This is a genomic window from Bacillus sp. 204(2023), assembly GCF_037027505.1.
Taxonomy (GTDB): Bacteria; Bacillota; Bacilli; order Bacillales; family Bacillaceae; genus Bacillus; species Bacillus subtilis.
In genome coordinates this window covers 259,650-283,525 of record NZ_JAXCHE010000007.1, presented here as the reverse complement: position 1 = coordinate 283,525, position 23,876 = coordinate 259,650, and the positions used below count along the sequence as shown (strand labels likewise).

25 protein-coding genes are annotated in these 23,876 nt (G+C 44.8%); 18 read left to right on the top strand and 7 right to left on the bottom strand.

Features of this window, described 5'->3' with window-relative positions; translation table 11 throughout:
- Positions 1 to 161 precede the first annotated feature (161 nt).
- The 3 genes from WA279_RS15840 to cls all read right to left on the bottom strand — a co-directional run bounded on the left by WA279_RS15840 (position 162) and on the right by cls (position 2,686).
- Positions 162 to 434 (bottom strand): hypothetical protein, encoded by a 273-nt coding sequence (locus WA279_RS15840; RefSeq protein ID WP_086344433.1) that lies wholly within the window; start codon positions 432 to 434, stop codon positions 162 to 164.
- An 80-nt stretch (positions 435 to 514) separates the two neighbouring features.
- Positions 515 to 1,477, bottom strand: a complete 963-nt coding sequence (gene uvsE / locus WA279_RS15835; RefSeq protein WP_336155945.1) for a UV DNA damage repair endonuclease UvsE — start codon at positions 1,475 to 1,477, stop codon at positions 515 to 517.
- Between the two features lie 12 nt (positions 1,478 to 1,489).
- Complete coding sequence (gene cls, locus WA279_RS15830; protein WP_072175622.1) at positions 1,490 to 2,686, bottom strand: cardiolipin synthase; 1,197 nt, start codon at positions 2,684 to 2,686, stop codon at positions 1,490 to 1,492.
- 154 nt (positions 2,687 to 2,840) lie between these two features.
- On the opposite strand from cls, the gene WA279_RS15825 reads away from it, so the two are divergent.
- The 4 genes from WA279_RS15825 (at position 2,841) to pyrG (ending at position 8,647) form a co-directional block, all read left to right on the top strand.
- A complete protein-coding gene (locus WA279_RS15825; RefSeq protein ID WP_336155944.1) occupies positions 2,841 to 4,958 on the top strand; it encodes a heterodisulfide reductase-related iron-sulfur binding cluster in 2,118 nt (705 codons plus the stop codon).
- A complete protein-coding gene (gene acdA / locus WA279_RS15820) occupies positions 4,955 to 6,094 on the top strand; it encodes an acyl-CoA dehydrogenase AcdA (protein ID WP_014478272.1) in 1,140 nt (379 codons plus the stop codon). The genes WA279_RS15825 and acdA overlap by 4 nt, the downstream gene beginning before the upstream one ends.
- 182 nt (positions 6,095 to 6,276) lie before the next feature.
- On the top strand, positions 6,277 to 6,798 hold the full coding sequence (gene rpoE, locus WA279_RS15815; protein WP_336155943.1) for a DNA-directed RNA polymerase subunit delta: 522 nt from the start codon (positions 6,277 to 6,279) through the stop codon (positions 6,796 to 6,798).
- A 241-nt stretch (positions 6,799 to 7,039) separates the two neighbouring features.
- A complete protein-coding gene (gene pyrG, locus WA279_RS15810; RefSeq protein WP_003227612.1) occupies positions 7,040 to 8,647 on the top strand; it encodes a glutamine hydrolyzing CTP synthase in 1,608 nt (535 codons plus the stop codon).
- A gap of 81 nt (positions 8,648 to 8,728) precedes the next feature.
- Here pyrG and WA279_RS15805 read toward each other — a convergent pair whose 3' ends face one another.
- Positions 8,729 to 9,250 carry a DUF2529 domain-containing protein gene (locus WA279_RS15805; RefSeq protein ID WP_336155942.1) on the bottom strand — a complete coding sequence of 174 codons (522 nt, stop codon included), beginning with the start codon at positions 9,248 to 9,250 and terminating at the stop codon, positions 8,729 to 8,731.
- Between the two features lie 165 nt (positions 9,251 to 9,415).
- On the opposite strand from WA279_RS15805, the gene spo0F reads away from it, so the two are divergent.
- The 11 genes from spo0F (at position 9,416) to WA279_RS15750 (ending at position 19,963) form a co-directional block, all read left to right on the top strand.
- Positions 9,416 to 9,790, top strand: a complete 375-nt coding sequence (spo0F, locus tag WA279_RS15800) for a sporulation initiation phosphotransferase Spo0F (RefSeq protein ID WP_003227621.1) — start codon at positions 9,416 to 9,418, stop codon at positions 9,788 to 9,790.
- 180 nt (positions 9,791 to 9,970) lie between these two features.
- Complete coding sequence (locus WA279_RS15795; protein WP_003243339.1) at positions 9,971 to 10,828, top strand: class II fructose-bisphosphate aldolase; 858 nt, start codon at positions 9,971 to 9,973, stop codon at positions 10,826 to 10,828.
- A gap of 119 nt (positions 10,829 to 10,947) precedes the next feature.
- On the top strand, positions 10,948 to 11,586 hold the full coding sequence (fsa, locus tag WA279_RS15790) for a fructose-6-phosphate aldolase (RefSeq protein ID WP_003227626.1): 639 nt from the start codon (positions 10,948 to 10,950) through the stop codon (positions 11,584 to 11,586).
- Between the two features lie 378 nt (positions 11,587 to 11,964).
- The gene (locus WA279_RS15785) at positions 11,965 to 13,254 is read left to right on the top strand and encodes a UDP-N-acetylglucosamine 1-carboxyvinyltransferase (RefSeq protein ID WP_003227628.1); all 1,290 of its coding nucleotides are present in this window, start codon (positions 11,965 to 11,967) and stop codon (positions 13,252 to 13,254) included.
- Positions 13,255 to 13,284: 30 nt separating this feature from the next.
- The gene (glpX, locus tag WA279_RS15780; RefSeq protein ID WP_014481197.1) at positions 13,285 to 14,250 is read left to right on the top strand and encodes a class II fructose-bisphosphatase; all 966 of its coding nucleotides are present in this window, start codon (positions 13,285 to 13,287) and stop codon (positions 14,248 to 14,250) included.
- A gap of 214 nt (positions 14,251 to 14,464) precedes the next feature.
- Positions 14,465 to 14,626 carry a hypothetical protein gene (locus tag WA279_RS15775; RefSeq protein ID WP_003227632.1) on the top strand — a complete coding sequence of 54 codons (162 nt, stop codon included), beginning with the start codon at positions 14,465 to 14,467 and terminating at the stop codon, positions 14,624 to 14,626.
- A 30-nt stretch (positions 14,627 to 14,656) separates the two neighbouring features.
- Entirely contained in the window at positions 14,657 to 15,940 is a 1,284-nt protein-coding gene (gene rho / locus WA279_RS15770) for a transcription termination factor Rho (RefSeq protein ID WP_003221939.1), read from the top strand.
- Positions 15,941 to 16,058: 118 nt separating this feature from the next.
- Positions 16,059 to 16,259 carry a 50S ribosomal protein L31 gene (gene rpmE, locus WA279_RS15765; protein WP_003151132.1) on the top strand — a complete coding sequence of 67 codons (201 nt, stop codon included), beginning with the start codon at positions 16,059 to 16,061 and terminating at the stop codon, positions 16,257 to 16,259.
- A gap of 88 nt (positions 16,260 to 16,347) precedes the next feature.
- Positions 16,348 to 16,935 (top strand): thymidine kinase, encoded by a 588-nt coding sequence (locus WA279_RS15760; RefSeq protein ID WP_014478269.1) that lies wholly within the window; start codon positions 16,348 to 16,350, stop codon positions 16,933 to 16,935.
- Positions 16,936 to 17,224: 289 nt separating this feature from the next.
- Positions 17,225 to 18,922: an oxaloacetate-decarboxylating malate dehydrogenase gene (gene malS / locus WA279_RS15755; RefSeq protein WP_003244309.1), complete on the top strand. Its 1,698-nt coding sequence runs from the start codon at positions 17,225 to 17,227 to the stop codon at positions 18,920 to 18,922.
- An 81-nt stretch (positions 18,923 to 19,003) separates the two neighbouring features.
- Positions 19,004 to 19,963, top strand: a complete 960-nt coding sequence (locus WA279_RS15750; protein WP_003242497.1) for an AEC family transporter — start codon at positions 19,004 to 19,006, stop codon at positions 19,961 to 19,963.
- A 34-nt stretch (positions 19,964 to 19,997) separates the two neighbouring features.
- Here the strand turns inward: WA279_RS15750 and racA are convergent, their stop codons facing one another.
- Together racA and gloA2 are read right to left on the bottom strand one after the other, a co-directional pair.
- Positions 19,998 to 20,552, bottom strand: coding sequence for a chromosome-anchoring protein RacA (gene racA, locus WA279_RS15745; RefSeq protein WP_336155941.1), 555 nt, complete (start codon positions 20,550 to 20,552; stop codon positions 19,998 to 20,000).
- 121 nt (positions 20,553 to 20,673) lie between these two features.
- Positions 20,674 to 21,060: an SMU1112c/YaeR family gloxylase I-like metalloprotein gene (gene gloA2, locus WA279_RS15740; RefSeq protein ID WP_336155940.1), complete on the bottom strand. Its 387-nt coding sequence runs from the start codon at positions 21,058 to 21,060 to the stop codon at positions 20,674 to 20,676.
- 125 nt (positions 21,061 to 21,185) lie between these two features.
- Between gloA2 and prfA the strand changes: the two genes are divergently transcribed.
- From prfA to WA279_RS15725, 3 genes are read left to right on the top strand one after another with little or no spacing between them, the layout of a single operon-like run.
- Positions 21,186 to 22,256, top strand: coding sequence for a peptide chain release factor 1 (prfA, locus tag WA279_RS15735; RefSeq protein ID WP_003227645.1), 1,071 nt, complete (start codon positions 21,186 to 21,188; stop codon positions 22,254 to 22,256).
- Between the two features lies 1 nt (position 22,257).
- Positions 22,258 to 23,124 carry a peptide chain release factor N(5)-glutamine methyltransferase gene (prmC, locus tag WA279_RS15730; RefSeq protein WP_336155939.1) on the top strand — a complete coding sequence of 289 codons (867 nt, stop codon included), beginning with the start codon at positions 22,258 to 22,260 and terminating at the stop codon, positions 23,122 to 23,124.
- A gap of 59 nt (positions 23,125 to 23,183) precedes the next feature.
- Positions 23,184 to 23,471, top strand: a complete 288-nt coding sequence (locus WA279_RS15725) for a DUF5316 family protein (protein ID WP_003244050.1) — start codon at positions 23,184 to 23,186, stop codon at positions 23,469 to 23,471.
- 16 nt (positions 23,472 to 23,487) lie between these two features.
- Here the strand turns inward: WA279_RS15725 and WA279_RS15720 are convergent, their stop codons facing one another.
- Positions 23,488 to 23,850 carry a UPF0715 family protein gene (locus WA279_RS15720; RefSeq protein WP_336155938.1) on the bottom strand — a complete coding sequence of 121 codons (363 nt, stop codon included), beginning with the start codon at positions 23,848 to 23,850 and terminating at the stop codon, positions 23,488 to 23,490.
- Positions 23,851 to 23,876 lie beyond the last annotated feature (26 nt).

The following is a 23,876-nucleotide window of genomic DNA, read 5'->3' as shown; positions in this document are numbered from 1 at the left end:
AGAAGAGTTTCTTGTGTGGAACATGAGAAAGACACCGTCCTTTTCAGTCTTTCTTTTATTTTATTACAGGGGAATTGATATTTTAAGGGAAAAATAAAGGCTGTCGAGATTTTCTCGACAGCCTGAGGATAGACAGATGTCTATCCTTTTTTGTATGTAAGTTAGAGCGCTTCTCTCTCAGCAGGTTCGATGAAATTTTGGAATTTTTCAATGAGCTGTGATGCTTTTGTTCCTTCAACTACGATCAAATATTCCTTTTCATTATGAGCCATGCGGAACGTTTCAAGCTCAATTAAGCTTTTGATTTTGCACATCGTTTTCTTTGAATAAATATAAACCTCGTGGCTTCCGGAATGGCACATTTTATAAAGATGAATCAAATTTCTTAAAGTAAAGGCCTGTGCGGCTACTTTCAGAGACTTGATATTTTTCATGATCTTTCTCCTCCATCGATTGTTGTCTTATATAGCCTAAGTTCCCAAAGTTGACAAGTCGTAAACCTATTTTTGCACATTTATGATTTCCATTGCAGCGCACCGCCTCCGATGCGTTTGACACCGCGGATGGAGCTTAATTCATCCATCAAGCGGAGAAGCGCCTTGTCTTTCTGCTTTGCTTCAATCATGAAATCAATATTCGTTCCCCATTGCCTAAAGCGTTCCAACAGCGGCAGCAAAAAGTTGGCGTCAACATAATCGGCATGGCTGCGTATCGCTTGCTCCGATTTTGGGGAAGACAAGTGAACCTTTGGCTGAAGGCCGATCCGCTCCCACGTTTTGATCATGCGGGGCAGTGCTTCATTCAGGTCGGCGTGATCGTCTGGATTGGCGTAAAAATGATGAAAGTCAAAGACAAACGGAACATCCTCCTGCTCACAGACCTGAAGCGTTTCTTCCGTTGTATATGTTTTATCATCATTTTCAAGTGTCATCCGCTCTTTGATCTCCTGCGGTAGCTGTTTTATATTTTGATGAAATTGTGCAATGGCGGTGTCTTTATTTCCGTAAGCGCCGCCAATATGAATGTTGATAACGGAGCGATCAGCAATGCCCATGGCCTCAAGCATGCGGTAGTGATACGCCATATCGGTTACCGCATTTTTGGTGAGGGATTCCTTCGGGCTCGTAAACAGAGTGAATTGATTAGGATGAAAGCTTGTTCGCAGTTGATGGGTTTTAACAAGCTCTCCAATCTCCCGAAACTCTTTTTGAAACGGTGTTACAAAATCCCACATCACGTCGGGATGCGTAGCCAGCGGCACAATCGAACTGGAAAAACGATACAAAGGAATGCCGTGGCCGATGATATAGTGAAGGGTTCTCATCGTATTGCGCAAATTGGCTTTTGTCACAGTCAGAAGCGCTTCTTTTCTTTCAGTCTTTGAAAGCTTTGAATAACGCGCGAATGTCAATGTTTTAGCGGGAGACGCATCCCAAAGGCTCATCGCATTTGAAACGAACCCGAATCTGAAAATCATAGGAACTCTCCTTTATAAGAAATAAGATAATGCCCTGCCGAGCCATTCCGCCGGGCGCTGCCTGAATGTGCGCTTGCTGAAATCCTCCATCGTCAGCCGCTCCGACTTTTTCATATCCTCCTCAATCGTGGCATAGACTTCACTTGTAAACGCTTCGTCATCAATTTCGACATTCACCTCTTCATTTAAAAACATGCTTCGTTTATCGAAGTTGGCTGTTCCGATTATGCTGAGGTGGTCGTCTATGATGAGGGCTTTTACATGATAAAACCCTTGATAATAACGATAAATAAGACAGCCGGCATCCAAGAGCTCCGAATAATACGTAAAAGCCGCTTCTCGTACCAGCGGATGGTCTGATTTCATCGGTACAATGATTCTCACGGATACGCCGTTTTTTCTTGCGTTAATGAGGGCCTCTTGAAGCGGTTTTGATGGAATGTAATAAGGCGTGCAAACCGTAAGGCGATTCTTCGCTTGGGCAATATTGGCCAAGTATTTGTTTTCAAGGGAATAACCGTCGGTCGCATATATCTTGTGAGAAATAGTCCCTTGCTGAAGCTTTGGCCAAACATCCGAACCCAGTTGGATTCCGGTATTTCGTTTTAGATCAGAAGCAAAAAGCGTTTGAAGATCATGTACGCCTTCTCCCATCATGCGCAGATGATAATCCTCCCAATTGCCGAACTTCGCCTTCTTTCCAAGATATTCTTCGGCGATGTTAAACCCGCCGATATAACCAATTTTTCCGTCTATCACTGTAATCTTCCGGTGATTCCGTTTTTGCATGTGAAAAAAGAAAAAAGGAAAACGGGGACGATTCATCACATGGACATGGACGCCGGCATTTTTCATCGTCTGCAGCGCCGTTTTTTTAATTGCCCGGCAGCCAGCCCAATCCAGAAGCAAATAAACGGAGACGCCAGCTTGGGCTTTTGTTTTCAGCAAGGTATACATATTGTGGCTGACCTCATCATTTTTCATAATAAAAAACATCATGTGAACAGAAGAGGCGGCCTGGCGAATATCATTCATCATCCGCTCAACGAGATCAGCGCCGCAGTGGATCAATTCGATGTCACTCTTCTTTTTTGAAAAAACAGGCTCGTACGCCTTTTTTCTGTATCCGGCACGGCCCATGAAGATATCAAGCAGAATCAAGGCAAAGAAAATAACGACAATGATCATAATCACGATAAATACCTTCATACCGGCACTCCTTTCCGTAGTAAAGGTAGTGTGCCCGAACAGCAGGAATTTAATTATTGACTGAACACTCATTCATTATTTATCATAAAGATAATCTTATACAGATTCGGGGGTAGGGGATCGCGGTCTTTATCAGTAAAAAGGGGGAATTGGAATGAGCGGCTTTCTCATCGCAAATGCATTATTATTTCTGATTGTAACCGCTTACGCTGTCTATTTGTTTGTGTACTTGGTCAAAACGAGACTGGCCTATATCAAGTTCGGCCAGAAAGAACAATTTGATCAACGGTTCAAGGAACGGCTTCACGCCATATGGGTGAATGTATTCGGACAGAAAAAACTGCTCAAGGACAAGAAAAGCGGAATCATTCACGTCATGTTTTTCTACGGATTTATATTGGTTCAGTTTGGAGCTATTGACTTTATCATCAAAGGACTGGCTCCCGATCGGAATCTGCCGCTTGGCCCTGTCTATCCCGCCTTCACCTTTTTTCAGGAAATTGTTACGTTTCTCATTTTAATTGCTGTTGGGTGGGCATTCTACAGACGTTATATCGAAAAGCTCGTGAGGCTGAAACGCGGTTTCAAAGCCGGACTCGTTCTCATTTTTATCGGAGGATTAATGCTGACCGTTCTGCTTGGGAACGGGATGAATCTGATTTGGCATGAGCATGGGCTTTCTTGGAGCGAGCCAATTGCCTCAGGTATTGCGTTTATGCTTAGCGGTGTCGGGAAAACAGGCGCGGCGGTGATTTTCTATATCGCATGGTGGATCCATCTCTTATTCTTGCTTAGCTTTTTAGTGTACGTGCCTCAGTCGAAGCATGCCCATTTAATCGCCGGCCCGGCAAACGTCTTTTTCAATAGAATGGAATCTGCCGGAAAACTTGAAAAAATTGATTTTACCGACGAAACGAAAGAAAGCTACGGAGCAGGAAAAATTGAGGATTTCAGACAGTCTCAGCTGCTTGATCTGTACGCGTGTGTCGAGTGCGGCCGCTGTACTAATATGTGTCCTGCAACAGGCACCGGAAAAATGCTTTCTCCGATGGACTTGATTTTGCGTCTCAGAGACCATCTCACGGAAAAAGGCGCTGCCGTCACCTCGCGCTCCCCATGGGTGCCCGCAGCAGCGTTTCGGCATACTAGAGGCAATCAGCTGGCTGCTTCGTCAGCGGGCAGCGGATCGCAGGAAGCCGCAGCGGCGCTTGATTACAATCCAAGCTTGATCGGCGACGTCATCACAGAGGAAGAAATTTGGGCATGCACCACTTGCCGAAACTGTGAGGATCAATGCCCGGTCATGAATGAGCACGTGGATAAAATCATCGACCTCCGCCGCTACCTCGTACTGACAGAAGGAAAAATGGACAGTGACGCCCAGCGCGCAATGACAAGTATTGAGCGGCAGGGGAATCCGTGGGGACTCAACCGCAAGGAACGTGAAAATTGGCGTGACGAGGCGCCGGATGTTGAGATTCCGACTGTAAAAGAAATGAAAAAAGAAGGAAAAGAATTTGAGTACCTTTTCTGGGTAGGTTCCATGGGGTCTTACGACAACAGAAGCCAGAAAATCGCAATTTCCTTTGCCAAGCTGCTCAATCACGCGGGCGTGTCCTTCGCGATCCTCGGCAATAAAGAAAAAAATTCAGGAGACACGCCGCGCCGCCTCGGAAATGAATTTTTGTTCCAAGAGCTGGCTGAGAAGAATATTTCTGAATTTGAAAAAAATGATGTCAAAAAAATCGTTACGATCGATCCCCATGCATACAATTTATTTAAAAACGAATATCCGGATTTCGGATTTGAAGGCGAGGTTTATCATCATACAGAAGTGCTGGCCGAGCTTGTGAAAAACGGAAAATTAAAGCCGCAGCACCCGCTTCATGAGACGATTACCTTCCATGATTCGTGCTATTTGGGCCGGTACAATGAAGTCTATGATCCGCCGAGAGAGATTTTGAAAGCCATTCCGGGCGTGCAGCTTGTTGAAATGGAGAGAAACCGGGAAACCGGCATGTGCTGCGGAGCTGGCGGGGGATTAATGTGGATGGAGGAAGAAACAGGCAACAGGATTAACGTCGCCAGGACAGAGCAAGCGCTCGCAGTCAACCCATCGGTGATCAGTTCTGGCTGTCCGTATTGTCTCACAATGCTTGGGGACGGCACAAAGGCGAAGGAAGCCGAAGACCAAGTCAAAACGTACGATGTCGTCGAGCTTCTGGCTCAATCCGTTTTAGGCGCTGATCTGAAAATGGGGGAGAAGCAATGAATTTTTCATTATCAGAAGAACATGAGATGATACGAAAATTGGTGCGCGATTTTGCGAAGCATGAGGTGGCCCCGACAGCGGCAGAACGAGACGAACAAGAACGCTTCGATCGCGAGTTGTTTCGGGAAATGGCAAATTTGGGGCTGACGGGAATTCCGTGGCCTGAAGATTACGGCGGAATCGGAAGTGACTATTTAGCCTACGTCATCGCGGTGGAGGAGCTGTCAAAAGTGTGCGCCTCCACCGGAGTGACGCTTTCCGCCCATATCTCTCTTTGCAGCTGGCCGCTGTTTGCCTTTGGGACAGAGGAACAGAAGACAGAGTACTTAACACAGCTGGCCCTCGGAGAGAAAATCGGCGCATTCGCTTTGACCGAAGCAGGGTCTGGCTCTGACGCCGGCAGCATGAAAACAACTGCTGAACGAATCGGCGATGACTATGTGTTAAATGGTTCCAAAGTGTTTATCACAAACGGCGGCGTTGCTGATATTTACATTGTTTTTGCCGTCACCGATCCCGAGAAAAAGAAAAAAGGCATTACCGCTTTTATAGTAGAAAAGGATTTTGAAGGATTTTTTACAGGCAAGAAAGAAAAGAAGCTGGGCATCCGTTCTTCACCGACAACGGAAATCATGTTCGAAGATTGTGTAGTGCCCGCATCAAAGCGTCTCGGAGAAGAAGGAGAAGGCTTCAAAATCGCGATGAAGACGCTTGACGGAGGCAGAAACGGCATAGCTGCACAAGCCGTAGGCATCGCCCAAGGAGCGCTTGATGCGGCGCTTCAATATGCAAAAGAGCGAAAGCAATTCGGAAAATCGATCGCCGAGCAGCAGGGCATCGCTTTTAAACTCGCGGATATGGCGACAATGATAGAAGCTTCAAGGCTATTGACCTACCAGGCTGCGTGGTTAGAATCATCGGGCCTCCCATATGGAAAAGCTTCCGCCATGTCCAAACTGATGGCTGGAGATACGGCGATGAAGGTGACGACCGAAGCCGTGCAGATTTTCGGCGGCTACGGCTATACAAAAGATTATCCGGTGGAACGCTATATGCGTGATGCAAAAATCACGCAAATCTATGAAGGCACTCAAGAAATTCAAAGACTGGTCATCTCCAGAATGCTCGCGGATTAACGGAAAACATCTCTCAGTCGGATCACTCTTGTAAAATTATTTAAATTAACACTGTTAAGGGTAGCATATTCTGTTTTATTTTGTTTATAATGAGAGGTATGGTTTGTATAAGAACGATACAAAATCGCTTTCATTATTGATAAAACAGATACATATAAGTAATAGAAAGGGAGTGTCCGACCTTGGGTATCAAACAATATTCACAGGAAGAGCTAAAGGAAATGGCTTTAGTTGAAATCGCTCACGAATTATTTGAAGAACATAAAAAACCAGTTCCTTTTCAGGAGCTTTTAAATGAAATCGCATCTTTGCTCGGCGTGAAAAAAGAAGAGCTTGGAGACCGCATCGCTCAATTTTATACAGATTTAAACATTGACGGCCGCTTCCTGGCGCTTTCTGACCAGACGTGGGGACTTCGCAACTGGTATCCGTATGATCAGCTTGATGAAGAAACTCAGCCGACAGTCAAGGCGAAAAAGAAAAAAGCGAAGAAAGCAGTCGAAGAAGATCTTGATCTTGACGAGTTTGAAGAGATCGACGAAGACGACCTTGATTTGGATGAAGTTGAGGAAGAACTCGATCTTGAAGCCGACGATTTTGACGATGAAGATATTGATGAAGACGACGATGATCTTGAGATCGAAGAAGATATTATTGATGAAGATGATGAAGACTATGATGATGAAGAAGAGGAAATTAAATAGTATCAGATTTCATCTTCAAAACGATCTTGACTTTCATAGTCGAACTATGTAGTATGTATTTTGGGCTCTTCAAAAACGAAGAGAGAACATAGTACGTTATGCTCCCTTTCAAGAAATTGAAAGGGAGCTTTCTTATTTTCACCCCTCATTTTTCTTATAAATCATTTAAAAGGCTAAATGATTTTTTATAAAATAGTACATTTTAAAAATGTAGCTAAGAGCGAAGAGAGGAGTAAACGAAATGACGAAATATATTTTTGTAACCGGGGGAGTTGTATCCTCACTTGGAAAGGGTATTGTAGCAGCTTCATTAGGGCGTTTGCTGAAAAACCGCGGACTGAACGTGACGATTCAGAAATTCGATCCATACATCAACGTTGACCCGGGAACAATGAGCCCGTACCAGCACGGTGAAGTATTCGTAACGGATGACGGCGCTGAAACAGACTTGGACCTAGGTCACTATGAGCGTTTTATCGACATTAACCTGAATAAATTCAGCAACGTGACAACAGGTAAAATCTATTCAACAGTTCTTAAAAAAGAACGCCGCGGAGATTACCTTGGCGGAACCGTACAGGTCATTCCGCACATCACAAACGAATTGAAAGACCGTGTTTACCGCGCGGGGAAAGAGACAAACGCAGATGTTGTCATTACAGAAATCGGCGGTACTGTCGGAGACATCGAATCACTGCCATTCCTTGAAGCGATCCGCCAAATGAAGAGCGATATCGGCCGTGAAAACGTAATGTACATCCACTGTACCCTCGTACCTTACATTAAAGCTGCTGGTGAATTAAAAACAAAACCGACACAGCACAGCGTAAAAGAATTGCGCAGCTTGGGCATTCAGCCAAACATCATCGTCGTTCGTACAGAAATGCCGATTTCTCAAGATATGAAAGATAAAATCGCGCTATTCTGCGACATCGATACAAAAGCGGTTATTGAATGTGAAGATGCGGACAACCTTTACTCCATTCCGCTTGAGCTTCAAAAACAAGGGCTTGATAAGCTTGTTTGCGAGCACATGAAATTGGCATGCAAAGAAGCGGAAATGTCCGAATGGAAAGAGCTTGTTAACAAAGTCAGCAACCTGTCTCAAACGATTACAATCGGCCTTGTCGGCAAATACGTTGAGCTTCCTGACGCATACATTTCTGTTGTCGAGTCTCTCCGCCATGCGGGCTATGCGTTTGACACAGATGTAAAAGTGAAATGGATCAACGCGGAAGAAGTGACAGAAAACAATATCGCAGAGCTCACAAGCGGAACAGACGGCATCATTGTGCCGGGCGGATTCGGAGACCGCGGTGTTGAAGGCAAAATCGTCGCGACAAAATACGCGCGCGAAAATAACATTCCGTTCTTGGGCATTTGCTTGGGCATGCAGGTGGCGTCTATTGAATACGCACGAAATGTATTGGGCTTAAAAGGCGCTCACTCAGCGGAAATTGATCCGTCAACTCAATACCCGATCATTGATCTTCTTCCTGAACAAAAGGATGTTGAGGATCTTGGGGGGACGCTTCGTCTCGGCCTTTACCCTTGTAAGCTTGAAGAAGGCACGAAAGCCTTTGAAGTGTATCAGGATGAAGTGGTGTACGAGCGCCACCGCCACCGCTATGAGTTTAACAATGAATTCAGACAGCAAATGGAAGAGCAAGGCTTCGTATTCTCAGGCACAAGCCCTGATGGACGCCTTGTTGAAATCATCGAGCTGAAAGACCACCCTTGGTTCGTGGCTTCTCAGTTCCACCCAGAGTTCAAGTCAAGACCGACAAGACCTCAGCCTCTATTCAAAGGCTTTATCGGAGCGTCTGTCGAAGCTGCAAATCAGAAGTAATAAAAAAGACTTGCCGTTTGTCAAAAGCGGGCAAGTCTTTTTTATTTGTTTCCGGCAAGTTCCAGCATGTACAATAAGATATTATGCATACTCTTGCAGAATTTCTTTTAGTGTAAACGATAAAGCGTGATAGACATACAGTGCTGTCATTAAAGAGGGAAACCCGTAACGGGTGCCGTCTTCATCAGGCACAAGCGGCATTTTTAATTTAGAATCAATATGCACATCACAATACTGTTCTATTCCCGCACTGTCTTTGGCTGCGGGCGATACGCATACGACTCCCGCACCTTTTTCATAAAGCTCTTTTGCGAGCGCCTGTTCTTCGGCTGTGCCCGTCCCTGAGCAAAACATCAGCACCTTGTCGCTTTCTGTCACTTCCTCAGCGCTTTCTGGAAAGGCTTTGACAGATGGGAAGGGTTCTTTGCTTTCGGTGGCCTCATAAAAGACGCCCTGAAGCTCATTCGCTCCGTATAAATAAATGGAATGCCCGCTGATCACCGCTTGAGCAAGCAGCCGCGCCCCATCTTCAATCGCGTCAGATTCCTTATCCTGAATGCGGGAAAAAATACCTGTTAACTGCGTCGTGAATATTTTCAACATAAGTGAATCCTCCTTTATAACGTACAATATCAGTATACAACAAAAGAGAAAATGCTCAGAAAATGTCGTAAAGTAGACTATTATAATTAAAGGAAATAGGAAAATCAAACAGAATACATACAATACTGCTTACTTTTGACGAAAATCATAATATTGGGGTGTAAAATGATGAATGAAAAAATTTTAATCGTTGATGATCAATACGGCATTCGTATTTTGCTAAATGAAGTGTTCAATAAAGAAGGCTACCAGACGTTTCAGGCTGCGAACGGCCTGCAGGCGCTTGACATTGTGACAAAAGAACGGCCCGACCTTGTGCTTTTGGACATGAAAATTCCCGGCATGGACGGAATCGAAATCTTAAAACGGATGAAGGTCATTGACGAAAACATCCGGGTCATTATCATGACGGCATACGGAGAGCTCGACATGATCCAGGAATCGAAGGAATTGGGCGCTCTGACGCACTTTGCCAAGCCGTTTGACATCGACGAAATCAGAGACGCCGTCAAAAAATATCTGCCCCTGAAGTCTAACTGACAAAAAGAAGAAACAAATGAATCATGTCATTATGTTGCCGATTTGTCGAAAAGTTGGTATCCTAGTTATGGAGAAAAAGCGATCTGAGTATTTACATATGACAGCAATATATGGGTCATGCTAGGGTGGAAAGCTTTTTTCGCTAGAAGACAATCAGGCTACATAAGGAGGACATTCGACATGCCTTTAGTTTCTATGACGGAAATGTTGAATACAGCTAAAGAAAAAGGGTACGCTGTAGGACAATTTAACTTAAACAACCTTGAGTTTACTCAAGCGATTTTACAAGCAGCTGAAGAAGAAAAATCTCCAGTGATCCTTGGTGTTTCCGAAGGTGCGGGACGCTACATGGGCGGCTTCAAAACAGTCGTTGCTATGGTAAAAGCACTTATGGAAGAGTACAAAGTGACAGTTCCTGTTGCGATTCACTTAGACCATGGTTCAAGCTTTGAATCTTGTGCGAAAGCGATTCATGCAGGTTTCACATCTGTAATGATCGACGCTTCTCACCATCCATTTGAAGAAAACGTAGCAACAACTGCTAAAGTTGTTGAGCTTGCTCATTTCCACGGAGTATCTGTAGAAGCTGAGCTTGGGACAGTAGGCGGACAAGAAGATGACGTTATCGCTGAAGGCGTAATCTACGCTGATCCTAAAGAGTGCCAAGAGCTTGTTGAGCGCACTGGCATCGACTGCCTTGCACCTGCATTAGGTTCTGTTCACGGCCCTTACAAAGGTGAGCCAAACCTTGGCTTCAAAGAAATGGAAGAGATCGGAAAATCAACTGGTCTTCCGCTAGTTCTTCACGGCGGTACTGGAATTCCGACTGCTGACATCAAAAAATCAATTTCACTTGGTACAGCTAAAATCAACGTGAATACTGAAAACCAAATTTCTTCTGCAAAAGCTGTTCGCGAAACATTGGCAGCTAAGCCTGACGAGTACGATCCACGTAAATACCTTGGACCAGCTCGTGAAGCGATCAAAGAAACAGTTATCGGTAAAATGCGTGAATTTGGTTCTTCAAACCAAGCTTAATTCAATTGGAACTTTTTATAGCCGCCTGACAGCTTGACAGGCGGTTTTCCGTCTATCTTTAGAAAGCGCAATCATATTCGCAGTTCAGAAAATTTCTTAATCAGGGAGGCTTTTTGAAAATGTTATTCTTTGTTGATACAGCCAATATCGATGAAATTAGAGAAGCGAATGAATTAGGAATTCTCGCCGGTGTAACGACGAATCCTAGTTTAGTAGCAAAGGAAGCTAACGTATCATTCCACGACCGTCTTCGCGAGATCACAGACGTCGTGAAAGGGTCTGTAAGCGCAGAGGTTATTTCTTTGAAAGCTGAGGAAATGATCGAGGAAGGAAAAGAACTGGCGAAGATCGCTCCGAACATTACGGTGAAAATCCCAATGACGTCTGACGGTTTAAAAGCGGTAAGAGCACTTACTGACTTAGGCATCAAAACAAACGTTACATTGATCTTCAATGCCAACCAGGCGCTTCTTGCTGCCAGAGCGGGGGCAACATATGTATCTCCATTCCTGGGACGTTTAGATGACATCGGCCACAACGGGCTTGACCTAATTTCAGAAGTTAAACAGATTTTTGACATTCACGGCCTTGACACGCAAATCATTGCAGCGTCAATCCGCCATCCGCAGCACGTGACAGAAGCTGCTCTTAGAGGGGCTCATATCGGCACAATGCCGCTGAAAGTCATTCATGCGCTCACGAAGCACCCATTAACAGACAAAGGAATCGAACAATTCCTGGCAGACTGGAACAAATAATGAAAGGGGCGGCAAACAGCTGTATGCCTGTTTGCCGCGGCCTTTGTATTTCACCGACCTGATACAGCGGATCTTCAGATGCTGACGCCGCTTTACAGAGAAGGAATCATTGGGCTGCAGAAGCTGATATCGGAATGAAGGGTATGCGTACTGCTTTTGCCGGATGACGACGATGTCTCTCGAGCCGGCGGGTCTCTGTGCATCTTTTGAAACCTGTACCCCCCAAAGCTTCGCTATTTTCTTCCTGATATTTTACAATGTGTTGTATTCTTTCTCTTCGAATTGGCTAGATTTTGGACATGAGCTTTATTTGCAGAGACAGAATAAAATGACATTTTATTTAGCTCCGCAGCTATCTTCTTATGGAAGGAGACTATCATGGAAAAGTTGAATATTGCCGGCGGTGACTCGTTAAACGGTACAGTACATATCAGCGGCGCTAAAAACAGCGCTGTTGCGTTAATACCTGCAACCATTTTGGCAAATTCCGAGGTGACAATTGAAGGGCTTCCAGAGATTTCAGATATTGAAACGCTGCGTGACCTGTTAAAGGAAATTGGCGGCAACGTGCATTTTGAGAATGGGGAAATGGTTGTTGACCCTACGTCGATGATCAGCATGCCGCTTCCTAACGGGAAAGTAAAAAAGCTTCGCGCGTCATATTATTTAATGGGGGCGATGCTCGGCCGCTTCAAGCAGGCGGTCATTGGATTGCCTGGCGGCTGTCACTTAGGGCCCCGTCCGATTGATCAGCATATCAAAGGCTTTGAAGCACTCGGAGCTGAAGTAACCAATGAACAAGGCGCCATTTATTTGCGAGCTGAAAGGCTGAGAGGCGCACGGATTTATTTAGATGTCGTAAGCGTTGGGGCAACGATTAACATTATGCTTGCCGCTGTTTTGGCAGAAGGGAAAACGATCATCGAAAACGCTGCCAAGGAGCCTGAGATCATTGACGTCGCGACATTGCTTACTAGCATGGGCGCCAAAATCAAAGGTGCGGGCACCAATGTGATTCGAATCGACGGCGTGAAGGAGCTGCACGGCTGCAAGCATACGATCATTCCGGACAGAATTGAAGCCGGGACATTTATGATTGCAGGGGCTGCAATGGGCAAGGAAGTCATTATCGATAACGTCATTCCCACTCATCTAGAGTCGTTAACGGCAAAGCTGAGAGAAATGGGCTATCATATCGAAACAAGCGACGACCAGCTTCTCATTGTCGGCGGGCAGAAGAACTTAAAGCCGGTTGACGTCAAAACCCTCGTATACCCGGGGTTTCCGACTGATTTACAGCAGCCGATGACGGCGCTTCTGACAAGGGCGAAAGGGACGAGTGTCGTCACAGACACCATCTACTCGGCAAGATTCAAGCACATTGATGAGCTGAGACGAATGGGTGCCAATATGAAAGTAGAAGGCAGATCTGCCATCATCACAGGTCCTGTCGAGCTTCAAGGCGCAAAAGTGAAGGCGAGTGATCTGCGTGCCGGAGCCTGCTTGGTGGTAGCCGGACTGATGGCTGATGGTGTCACGGAAATTACGGGACTGGAGCATATTGACCGCGGTTACAGCAGCCTTGAGAAGAAGCTTGAGGGGCTTGGAGCGACAATTTGGCGTGAAAGAATGACTGACGAAGAAATAGAACAGCTTCAAAATTCATAATGGTTTCTTGTGAGAGGAGATCGTGTTGAAATGGAAAGAAGTTTATCAATGGAATTGGTACGTGTAACCGAAGCTGCAGCATTGGCATCAGCAAGATGGATGGGCCGGGGGAAAAAAGATGAGGCTGATGAAGCGGCAACAAGTGCAATGAGAGACGTTTTTGATACAGTGCCGATGAAAGGGACCGTTGTAATCGGTGAAGGGGAAATGGACGAAGCGCCGATGCTGTATATCGGGGAAAAACTCGGAAACGGGTACGGCCCTCGCGTTGATGTCGCAGTTGACCCTCTTGAAGGCACAAACATCTTAGCAAGCGGCGGCTGGAACGCGCTGACGGTGATCGCGGTCGCAGACCATGGCACGCTTCTGAATGCTCCTGACATGTATATGCAAAAAATCGCAGTCGGTCCGGAAGCGGTGGGCTGCATTGACATCGAAGCACCTGTCATTGACAACCTTAAAGCGGTGGCAAAAGCGAAAAACAAGGACGTTGAGGACGTCGTTGCCACAATTTTAAACCGAGAAAGACACGAAAAAATCATTTCCGAGCTTCGTGAGGCCGGCGCCAGAATCAAATTGATCAATGACGGCGATGTCGCAGGCGCCATCAACACGGCTTTCGACCACACGGGCGTTGATATCCTGTTCGGATCAGGCGGCGCTCCTGAGGGTGTGCTTTCCGCTGTTGCGTTAAAAGCACTCGGCGGAGAAATCATTGGTAAACTTCTTCCGCAAAGCGAAGAAGAAATCACTCGCTGTCACAAAATGGGCCTTGATTTAAGCAAAGTCCTTCGCATGGAAGACCTTGTGAAGGGTGATGACGCGATTTTTGCAGCTACAGGGGTTACTGACGGCGAGCTGTTAAAAGGAGTTCAATTCAAAGGCTCTGTCGGTACAACTGAAAGCTTAGTTATCCGCGCAAAATCGGGTACTGTCCGTTTCGTTGACGGCAGACACAGCTTGAAAAAGAAACCAAATCTTGTAATCCGTCCATAACAAACAGAAAAAGCGGGTGTGAGCCCGCTTTAACTTTTGCAGAAAAGCGTCAACTCTATCAATTCCGTGTCAAAACCTTATTTCAGTTGAATAATTTTTTGAAATAAGGTAAAAATAAAGAGTGCTGCGAATTTTACTGCGTAATACCTTCTTTTAAGCACTAGGAAAGTTTCAATTTCTACCGCATACAGACGATATAAGTATTGATCTTCTCATGTTTTTGTCCTCGCTTCCTTCAAAACTCATTAAGACAATCCTTTTAACAAAAGCGCCGATCATGGGTGGAAGTGTTACCGATAGAAGTTCCTTTATGTTAAAAAAAGAATGTGCTTTGGCGGATGTTGTGCAAAAGCAGCAGATGACATGTTCAGAGTAAGATATTGACTATGAAAAGCGTGGTGTTTTTATGAAAGACGTATCTATTTCCTCTTTGGAAAATATGAAATTGAAAGAGCTTTATGAACTTGCAAGACATTATAAAATCTCCTATTACAGCAAACTGACAAAAAAAGAACTCATTTTCGCCATTCTGAAAGCGAATGCAGAACAGGAAGATCTGCTGTTTATGGAAGGCGTTCTCGAGATCATCCAGTCTGAAGGTTTCGGATTCCTGAGACCGATCAACTACTCTCCAAGCTCAGAAGACATTTACATCTCAGCTTCACAAATCCGCCGTTTCGATTTGCGGAACGGAGACAAAGTATCTGGCAAGGTTCGCCCGCCAAAAGAAAATGAGCGTTACTATGGACTTTTGCACGTTGAAGCAGTAAATGGGGATGATCCCGAATCTGCAAAAGAGCGTGTGCATTTCCCGGCTCTTACGCCACTTTATCCGGATCGTCAAATGGTGCTTGAAACAAAGCCGAACTTCTTGTCTACAAGAATTATGGACATGATGGCGCCGGTTGGATTTGGGCAGCGCGGATTGATTGTTGCGCCGCCGAAAGCCGGAAAAACGATGTTGCTGAAGGAAATTGCCAACAGCATTACAGCGAACCAGCCTGAAGCAGAGCTGATCGTGCTTTTAATTGACGAAAGACCTGAGGAAGTAACCGATATCGAGCGCTCTGTAGCTGGGGATGTCGTCAGCTCAACGTTTGATGAAGTGCCGGAAAACCATATCAAAGTGGCCGAGCTTGTGCTTGAACGTGCGATGCGTCTCGTGGAACACAAAAAAGACGTCATTATCCTGATGGACAGCATCACACGGCTTGCCCGCGCCTACAACTTAGTGATTCCGCCAAGTGGAAGAACGCTTTCCGGGGGGATTGACCCAGCGGCGTTCCACCGTCCGAAACGCTTCTTCGGGGCTGCGAGAAATATCGAAGAAGGCGGCAGCTTAACCATCCTTGCTACGGCTCTGGTCGATACAGGTTCACGTATGGATGATGTCATTTATGAAGAATTCAAGGGAACAGGCAACATGGAACTCCATCTTGACCGCTCTCTTGCCGAGCGCCGCATCTTCCCTGCCATCGATATCCGCCGTTCAGGAACGCGCAAAGAAGAGCTGCTTGTGCCTAAAGAGCATCTTGATCGTTTATGGTCTATCCGCAAAACGATGTCTGATTCACCTGATTTCGCCGAAAAGTTCATGAGAAAAATGAAAAAAACCAAAACAAACCAGGAATTTTTCGATATTCTCAATCAAGAATGGAAACAGGCAAATCTATCATCTGCAAGAAGGTAAATTGTATTTGCAAAAGAAGTAAATCACTGATATAATTTTCTCATATGCGTTTCGGACAATGCTCCGAAATAATAACTCTGTTTCCACACGGGATTCAGGGCGGAAGGAGATGGATACGATGAAAGCAGGAATTCATCCTAATTTCAAAAAAGCAACAGTTAAATGCGCTTGCGGAAATGAATTTGAAACAGGCTCAGTAAAAGAAGAGGTACGCGTTGAGATTTGCTCTGAATGCCACCCATTCTACACTGGCCGTCAAAAATTCGCTTCTGCTGATGGTCGTGTTGATCGCTTTAACAAAAAATACGGTCTTAAGTAATAATAGATTTCTCAACAGGCAAGCAGCAGTCTTGCCTGTTTTTTATATTGTCTAAAACACAGCTGGCAGAGAGAGGGGAGCGAAGCCTATGTACATAATGAAACAAAGCGGGTGGCTTGAGCTGATTTGCGGCAGCATGTTCTCGGGGAAATCTGAAGAGCTGATCAGAAGAGTGAAGAGAGCAACTTATGCCAAGCAGGAAGTCAGGGTATTTAAGCCTGTAATTGATAACCGATACAGCGAAGCTGCTGTTGTCTCCCATAATGGAACATCGATGACGAGCTATGCCATTTCGTCTGCTGCGGACATTTGGGATCACATCAGTGAAAGTACAGATGTGATTGCGGTTGATGAAGTGCAGTTTTTTGATCAGGAAATTGTTGAGGTTTTATCATCTCTTGCCGATAAAGGCTACCGTGTGATAGCAGCAGGCCTTGATATGGATTTTAGGGGAGAGCCGTTCGGTGTCGTCCCGAATATCATGGCGATTGCGGAAAGTGTGACAAAGCTGCAAGCCGTCTGTTCTGTTTGCGGATCACCGGCGAGCAGAACACAGCGCCTCATTGACGGCAAACCTGCTTCTTATGATGATCCGGTCATTTTGGTTGGTGCATCTGAATCATATGAAGCAAGATGCAGACATCATCACGAAGTCCCAGGAAAATCTAAAAAATAGTCCAAAACATGGGTATAAAGATAGAATGCACCGGCTAAAAACACCGGTGTTTTTTTTATATTCTGATAATATCCAATTAAAAAATTTAAATAAGTATATTAAAAAATTAAGTAATTTTCTTCCCTTGAATTTTGATTTTGACAGGCATACAATAGCTTACGTAATGTAAATAGTTTTGAGACATTGTTCGAATAATTGTCACAAAGTCGCATAAAGATCATGATCGGTCATATTTTAGATGGGTTATTACTTAACTTGGTTAACTATTTCAAGAAAGAAGGAGATTTGCTTGAATAACATAAAAAAAACGAAAGAAGGCCACTTAGAAACAACTCTTAGAGGAAAAGAAGTTTTATCTATTCCTACTTTAAATAAAGGCGTTGCTTTTTCACTAGAAGAAAGACAAGAACTCGGCTTAGAAGGACTTCTGCCGCCAACTGTACTTTCTCTTGATCAACAAGCACAACGCGCGTACGAGCAATTCCAAGCGCAGCCTGACCGCCTTCGTCAAAATGTTTACTTAAGTGATCTTGCAAACCGTAACGAAGTTCTTTTCTATAAATTGCTGAAAAACCATCTTCGCGAAATGCTTCCTGTTGTGTACACGCCAACAGTTGGTGAAGCGATTCAGGAATACAGCCATGAATATAGAAGACCTCAAGGAATCTACTTGTCAATCGATAACATTGACGGTATTGAAAAAGCGTTTGAAAACCTTCATGCGACAGCAGGCGATATTGATCTTATCGTTGCTACTGACTCCGAAAGCATTCTCGGTATCGGTGACTGGGGTGTAGGCGGTATTAATATCGCAATCGGTAAATTGGCTGTTTACACTGCTGCAGCTGGTATTGATCCTAGCCGTGTTATCCCGGTTGTGCTTGATGTCGGTACGAACAACGAAAAACTTCTAAACGATCCTTTATATATTGGTAACAAGCATGAACGTGTTCAAGGTGAACGCTACGAAGCTTTCATTGACGCTTATGTAAAAGCTGCATTGAAATTCTTCCCTAAAGCGCTTCTTCACTGGGAAGACCTTGGCAACAAAAATGCACGCAACATCATGAAAAAATACAATCATGAAATCCTGACATTTAATGATGATATTCAAGGTACTGGCGCGATTACACTTGCAGGTGTGCTTGCCGCTATGAAGAAAACCGGCGCTTCTATTAAAGATCAGCGTGTTGTTATCTTCGGTGCTGGTTCTGCTGGTATCGGTATTGCTGACCAAATCCGTGACACAATGGTGCTAGCCGGATTATCTGAAGAAGAAGCTAACAAACGTTTCTACACACTTGATTACAGAGGCTTGCTGACTGAAGACATCGAAGGCATCCTTGATTTCCAAAAACCTTACCTTCGCAATGCGGATGAAGTGAAAGACTGGAAGCGCGATGAAAAAGGTCAAATTCCATTCGATGAAGTGGTTCGTCAAGCGAAACCAACGATCTTAATTGGTACTTCAGGGGTTTCAGGTGCATTCACAGAGGAAATTGTAAAAGAAATGGCATCTCACGTAGACCGTCCGGTTATCATGCCGATGTCTAACCCGACTCACCTTGCTGAAGCTGTTCCTGAAGATCTGTTCAAATGGACTGACGGAAAAGTGCTTATTGCAACAGGAAGCCCATTTGACAATGTAGAATACAACGGTGTTTCTTATGAAATCGGACAATCTAACAACGCATTCGCGTTCCCTGGCCTTGGACTTGGTTCAATTGTAGCTGAAGCGCGTATCATTACACCTGCTATGTTTGCTGCAACTGCTGATGCGATTGCTGAAATGGTTGATCTTGAAACACCTGGAGCAGGATTGCTTCCAAGCATTGATAAGCTTCAAGAGGTTTCTATCCAAGTTGCGATTGCCGTTGCTGAAGCAGCAATTAAAGATGGCGTGGCAAATCGTCAGCCTGAAGATGTGAAACAAGCGGTACTTGATGCAATGTGGACACCTGAATACAAAAAAGTCATCGCGAAATAATTAGCGAGTAAATTTTTCTGTCCGAGGGAAAGCTTTTTGTAAAGCTAAAGTATACGGACATAGGATTTGGAGGAGAATATTTTGAGCATCTTAGATATCTTAATCCTCCTGGCGCCGATCTTCTTTGTTATCGTGCTGGGTTGGTTTGCAGGACATTTTGGAAGTTATGATGCCAAGTCGGCAAAAGGGGTAAGTACGTTAGTAACGAAATACGCACTTCCAGCTCACTTTATCGCTGGTATTTTGACAACTTCCAGAAGTGAATTTTTATCACAAGTACCTTTAATGATTTCTTTAATTATTGGGATTGTTGGTTTCTATATCATCATTCTTTTGGTTTGCAGATTTATTTTCAAGTATGATTTAACGAACTCATCTGTATTTTCTTTGAACTCTGCACAGCCGACATTCGCATTTATGGGTATCCCGGTATTGGGAAGCTTATTCGGAGCGAATGAAGTTGCGATTCCGATCGCGGTCACAGGTATCGTGGTTAACGCGATTCTTGATCCGCTCGCGATCATTATCGCTACTGTTGGTGAGTCTTCTAAGAAAAACGAAGAGAGTGGCGACAGCTTCTGGAAGATGACAGGAAAATCAATCCTGCATGGTCTTTGTGAGCCGCTTGCAGCTGCTCCGTTAATCAGTATGATCTTGGTGCTGGTTTTCAATTTCACTCTTCCTGAGCTGGGTGTTAAAATGCTTGATCAGCTTGGAAGCACAACATCTGGTGTTGCTCTCTTTGCTGTCGGTGTTACCGTTGGTATTCGTAAAATTAAACTCAGTATGCCGGCTATCGGTATTGCGTTACTAAAAGTTGCGGTTCAGCCTGCATTAATGTTCCTGATTGCTCTTGCTATCGGACTTCCGGCTGACCAAACAACAAAAGCAATCCTTCTTGTTGCATTCCCTGGTTCTGCCGTTGCAGCCATGATTGCGACTCGTTTCGAGAAACAAGAAGAAGAAACTGCAACTGCGTTTGTGGTCAGTGCGATTCTGTCATTGATTTCACTTCCAATCATTATCGCGCTTACTGCGTAACAAAAAAAGCTCCCTTTACGGGGAGCTTTTTGCTTTAGGTTTGAAATTTGAACAGTGACAGCAGCGGTTTTTTTCTTGTTTTGGTTTTTTCAGAAGCAGCAGCGGTCTCGGGGATCGGCTGAGCGGTGAATTCTTTCATTTGTGAGGTCAGTGATTGCAGATCTGCAAGAATATCATCGATTTCTCTGCGGTGCTGAAGCAGCTGGTAAGATACACCTTCATCGGCTTTTTGTTTCAGCTGGCGTTCCAGTTCCGACATCCTTGCCATCAATTCACTTTCGTCCTGCCTTTGCTGTAAAAGGGTGTCCAGCTTTTGTTCAAGCTGCTCGATTCTTCGTTCTGTGTCGCTATTTGTTTTTTGGACAAAAAAGCCTGTGCGCTTTTTAGCGCTTTTCGGCAGATGAATATCCTGAATCGCCGTGCCTTCAGAGATTTGTTTTTGAACGGATTTTAGAACCTTCACGTCTTCTGCCGTGAACGAATAGTGTCCGAGCTCATTGCGTTCGGCCGGAAGATTCAGCTGCTTCACCCACCGCTGCACCGTTTTTGCGGAGACGCCGAGTTCACTTGCTACCATATTTGTATTCATGATCCCATACCTCCTTTTAAGCTAGGTATTCGACCATAGAATGCGGTTCCCTTCCCGTTAGACAAAACAAGAAAAGATTCGGCAAAGAAAGTGGGTATCTCCTTTTTTTCTTCAAAAACTGTTATTGTTCATACAGTTCTAATGGAAGCTGGTCAGGATCAAAAAAGAAGGTGAAACGCTTGCCGGTCAGCGGATCTGTTCTGATTGGCTCTGTTTCGATTCCTTTTTCATGAAGCTCCTGAACCGCTTTATCCAAGTTGCCGACTGTAAAGGCGAGGTGGCGCAGGCCTGCGGCTTCAGGCCGGGTTTGTCGTTCGGGCGGATCGGGAAACGAGAACAGCTCAATGACATACGAGCCGTTAAGCGACAAATCAAGCTTATAGGAGCCGCGCTCTTTGCGGTACGTTTCTTGAATCACCTGAAAACCAAGCTTATGTACGTAGAAAGCTTTCGACTTTTCGTAATCTGAACATATGATTGCAATATGATGTATGGATTTCAGCAACATCATCCCTCCTCGAATTCCAGTATAGCAGAGGGAGCTTTTCCAGCTGGGATTGAAATGCTTTTGACTGGGGTTAATCACTATACTATAATGAGAATGTTACGCACAGGAAAACAGAGGTGAAGACCGTGTTAGACCGTTTAAAATCAATTGAAGAACGATACGAGAAATTAAATGAGCTTTTGAGCGATCCAGAAGTAGTCAACGATCCGAAAAAGCTAAGAGAATATTCAAAAGAGCAATCTGATATACAAGAAACAGTTGACGTATATAGACAATACAGAGATGCGTCAGAACAGCTGGCTGATGCAAAAGCGATGCTTGAAGAGAAGCTGGATGCTGAGATGCGCGACATGGTGAAGGAAGAGATTTCTGAACTTCAGAAGGAAACGGAAACACTGTCAGAACGGCTGAAAGTGCTCCTGATCCCGAAAGATCCTAATGATGATAAAAACGTTATTATGGAGATCCGCGGAGCCGCGGGAGGCGAGGAAGCCGCTTTATTCGCGGGCAACCTGTACAGAATGTATTCCCGTTATGCCGAGCTTCAGGGCTGGAAGACAGAGGTCATGGAAGCGAATGTAACCGGAACAGGCGGCTACAAAGAGATCATCTTTATGATTACGGGAAGCGGCGCGTATTCTAAACTCAAATATGAAAACGGCGCCCACCGCGTACAGCGTGTTCCGGAAACAGAATCAGGCGGACGCATCCATACATCCACTGCAACAGTAGCATGTCTTCCTGAGGCAGAAGAGGTAGAGGTTGACATCCATGAGAAGGATATCCGCGTCGATACGTTTGCTTCAAGCGGACCGGGCGGACAAAGCGTTAACACAACAATGTCTGCGGTTCGTCTGACTCACTTGCCGACAGGTGTAGTTGTATCATGCCAGGATGAAAAATCTCAAATTAAGAACAAAGAAAAAGCAATGAAGGTTCTCCGTGCCAGAATCTATGATAAATTTCAGCAGGAAGCCCAGGCTGAATATGATCAAACACGGAAATCAGCAGTCGGATCTGGTGACCGCTCTGAGCGTATCCGCACATACAACTTCCCGCAAAACCGTGTGACGGATCACAGAATCGGTTTGACGATTCAAAAGCTTGATCAGATTCTTGAAGGAAAACTTGACGAAGTGGTTGAAGCGCTGATTGTTGAAGATCAGGCAAGCAAGCTTCAGCAGTCGGAAGGTTAAGATGAAGACGATATTCGAAGCCCTGAAATGGGCTTCTTCTTATTTAACCGAAGCGGGAAGAGAAGAAAATGCTGCCGAGCTCCTATTGCTTTATGATACCGGAATGGAGAGAAGCAAACTGCTCGCAAGCTTACAGGAACCGATTGGTGAAGACGAGCTGTATCGCTTTAAGCGTCACGTTGAGATGCATAAAGAGGGCGTGCCGGTTCAATACATTATAGGAAAAGAGTTTTTTTATGGACGGGAATTTATGGTGAATGATGATGTGCTGATCCCGCGGCCGGAAACTGAAGAAGTTGTCTTTCATTTGCTTGAAAAATATCGGAGTGTCTTTTCTGAAGACGGCAAGCTCGAAGTTGTTGACGTTGGTACAGGGAGCGGCGCAATAGCCGTCACGCTTGCGCTTGAAAACCAAAACTTTTCTGTGTCGGCGGTCGATATTTCGAAAGAGGCGCTGCAAGTCGCCTCTGCCAATGCAGAAAAACTCGGAGCAAATGTGCGCTTTTATCAGGGCGATCTGCTTGAGCCTTTTATTAAGGCGGGAAAAAAAGCGGATATCATTGTCTCAAACCCGCCATATATTTCAGAGGAAGAACTGGCTGATCTATCGGAAATTGTCCGTTTTCATGAGCCGCTGCACGCGCTCACCGATGGCGGAGACGGGCTGAAATTTTATAAGCGGTTTATGGAAGACATTCCGCTTGTCATGAAGGATAAAGTATTTGTCGTTTTTGAAATCGGCTGGAAACAGGGAGCGGCGGTCAAAGACCTGATCCTCAAGGCGTTTAAGGGGGCGGAAGTGGAAGTGCTGAAAGATATTAATGGAAAAGACAGAACCATATGCGCTCTGATTCATAAAAATAAATAAGCAGCTTGCTGGCGAGTGAATGGATCAAGCTGTTTAACACCAGCAAAGGGGATGTAAACATGAAAAAGGCCCTGACAGCAGGAATCCTGCTCATTGCGATTGAGAGCATGATTGGCACCATTTTTCCGCAGGCTCTTTCATATGAAGCGATTTTTGGCGTTGCGTCTCTCGTTTTAGTGGGGCTCGCGATCATTACATCGGGTTTGGCTGTAAGCGGAAGCGATCAGCGGGCAAACTACCATTCAGAAACCAAAGAAGGCCGTACATCTCGCATGAAAATGGCGGCCGCTTTCTTTGTTGCGGCGATACCTTCCATTCTATGTTATTTGCTGACGATTTTGTTTTAATAAAAAAGGAAGCCTCTTAGGCTTCCTTTTTTTGCAGTAAAACAGAGTCCCATATCCAATAGATAAGAGCTGTTAATACAGCGAAAAGATAGAAGGCTGTATTTTGAAACAAAGATTGTCCCGAAGGCTGAAGCACGACGAAAATGATCGCGTTGGCAATAAAAGCAGCGACAAGGTAATACAGCAGATACAAAGGGCTGAACCGTTTCGGCTTTTTATTCATCATGATTTGAAGCGGCAGTGCGAAGATCAAATAAGGAAACAGAAAATAAAATGCCATTGTGATGAGAGCGGCAATGTTAAATGAATGAATATAAATTACTGAATAAAGAACGGACATCGTGAATGCTGATAACAGCACTGTATAATTGTATTTCATCTTAAACCTCCTAAAACACTATCGTA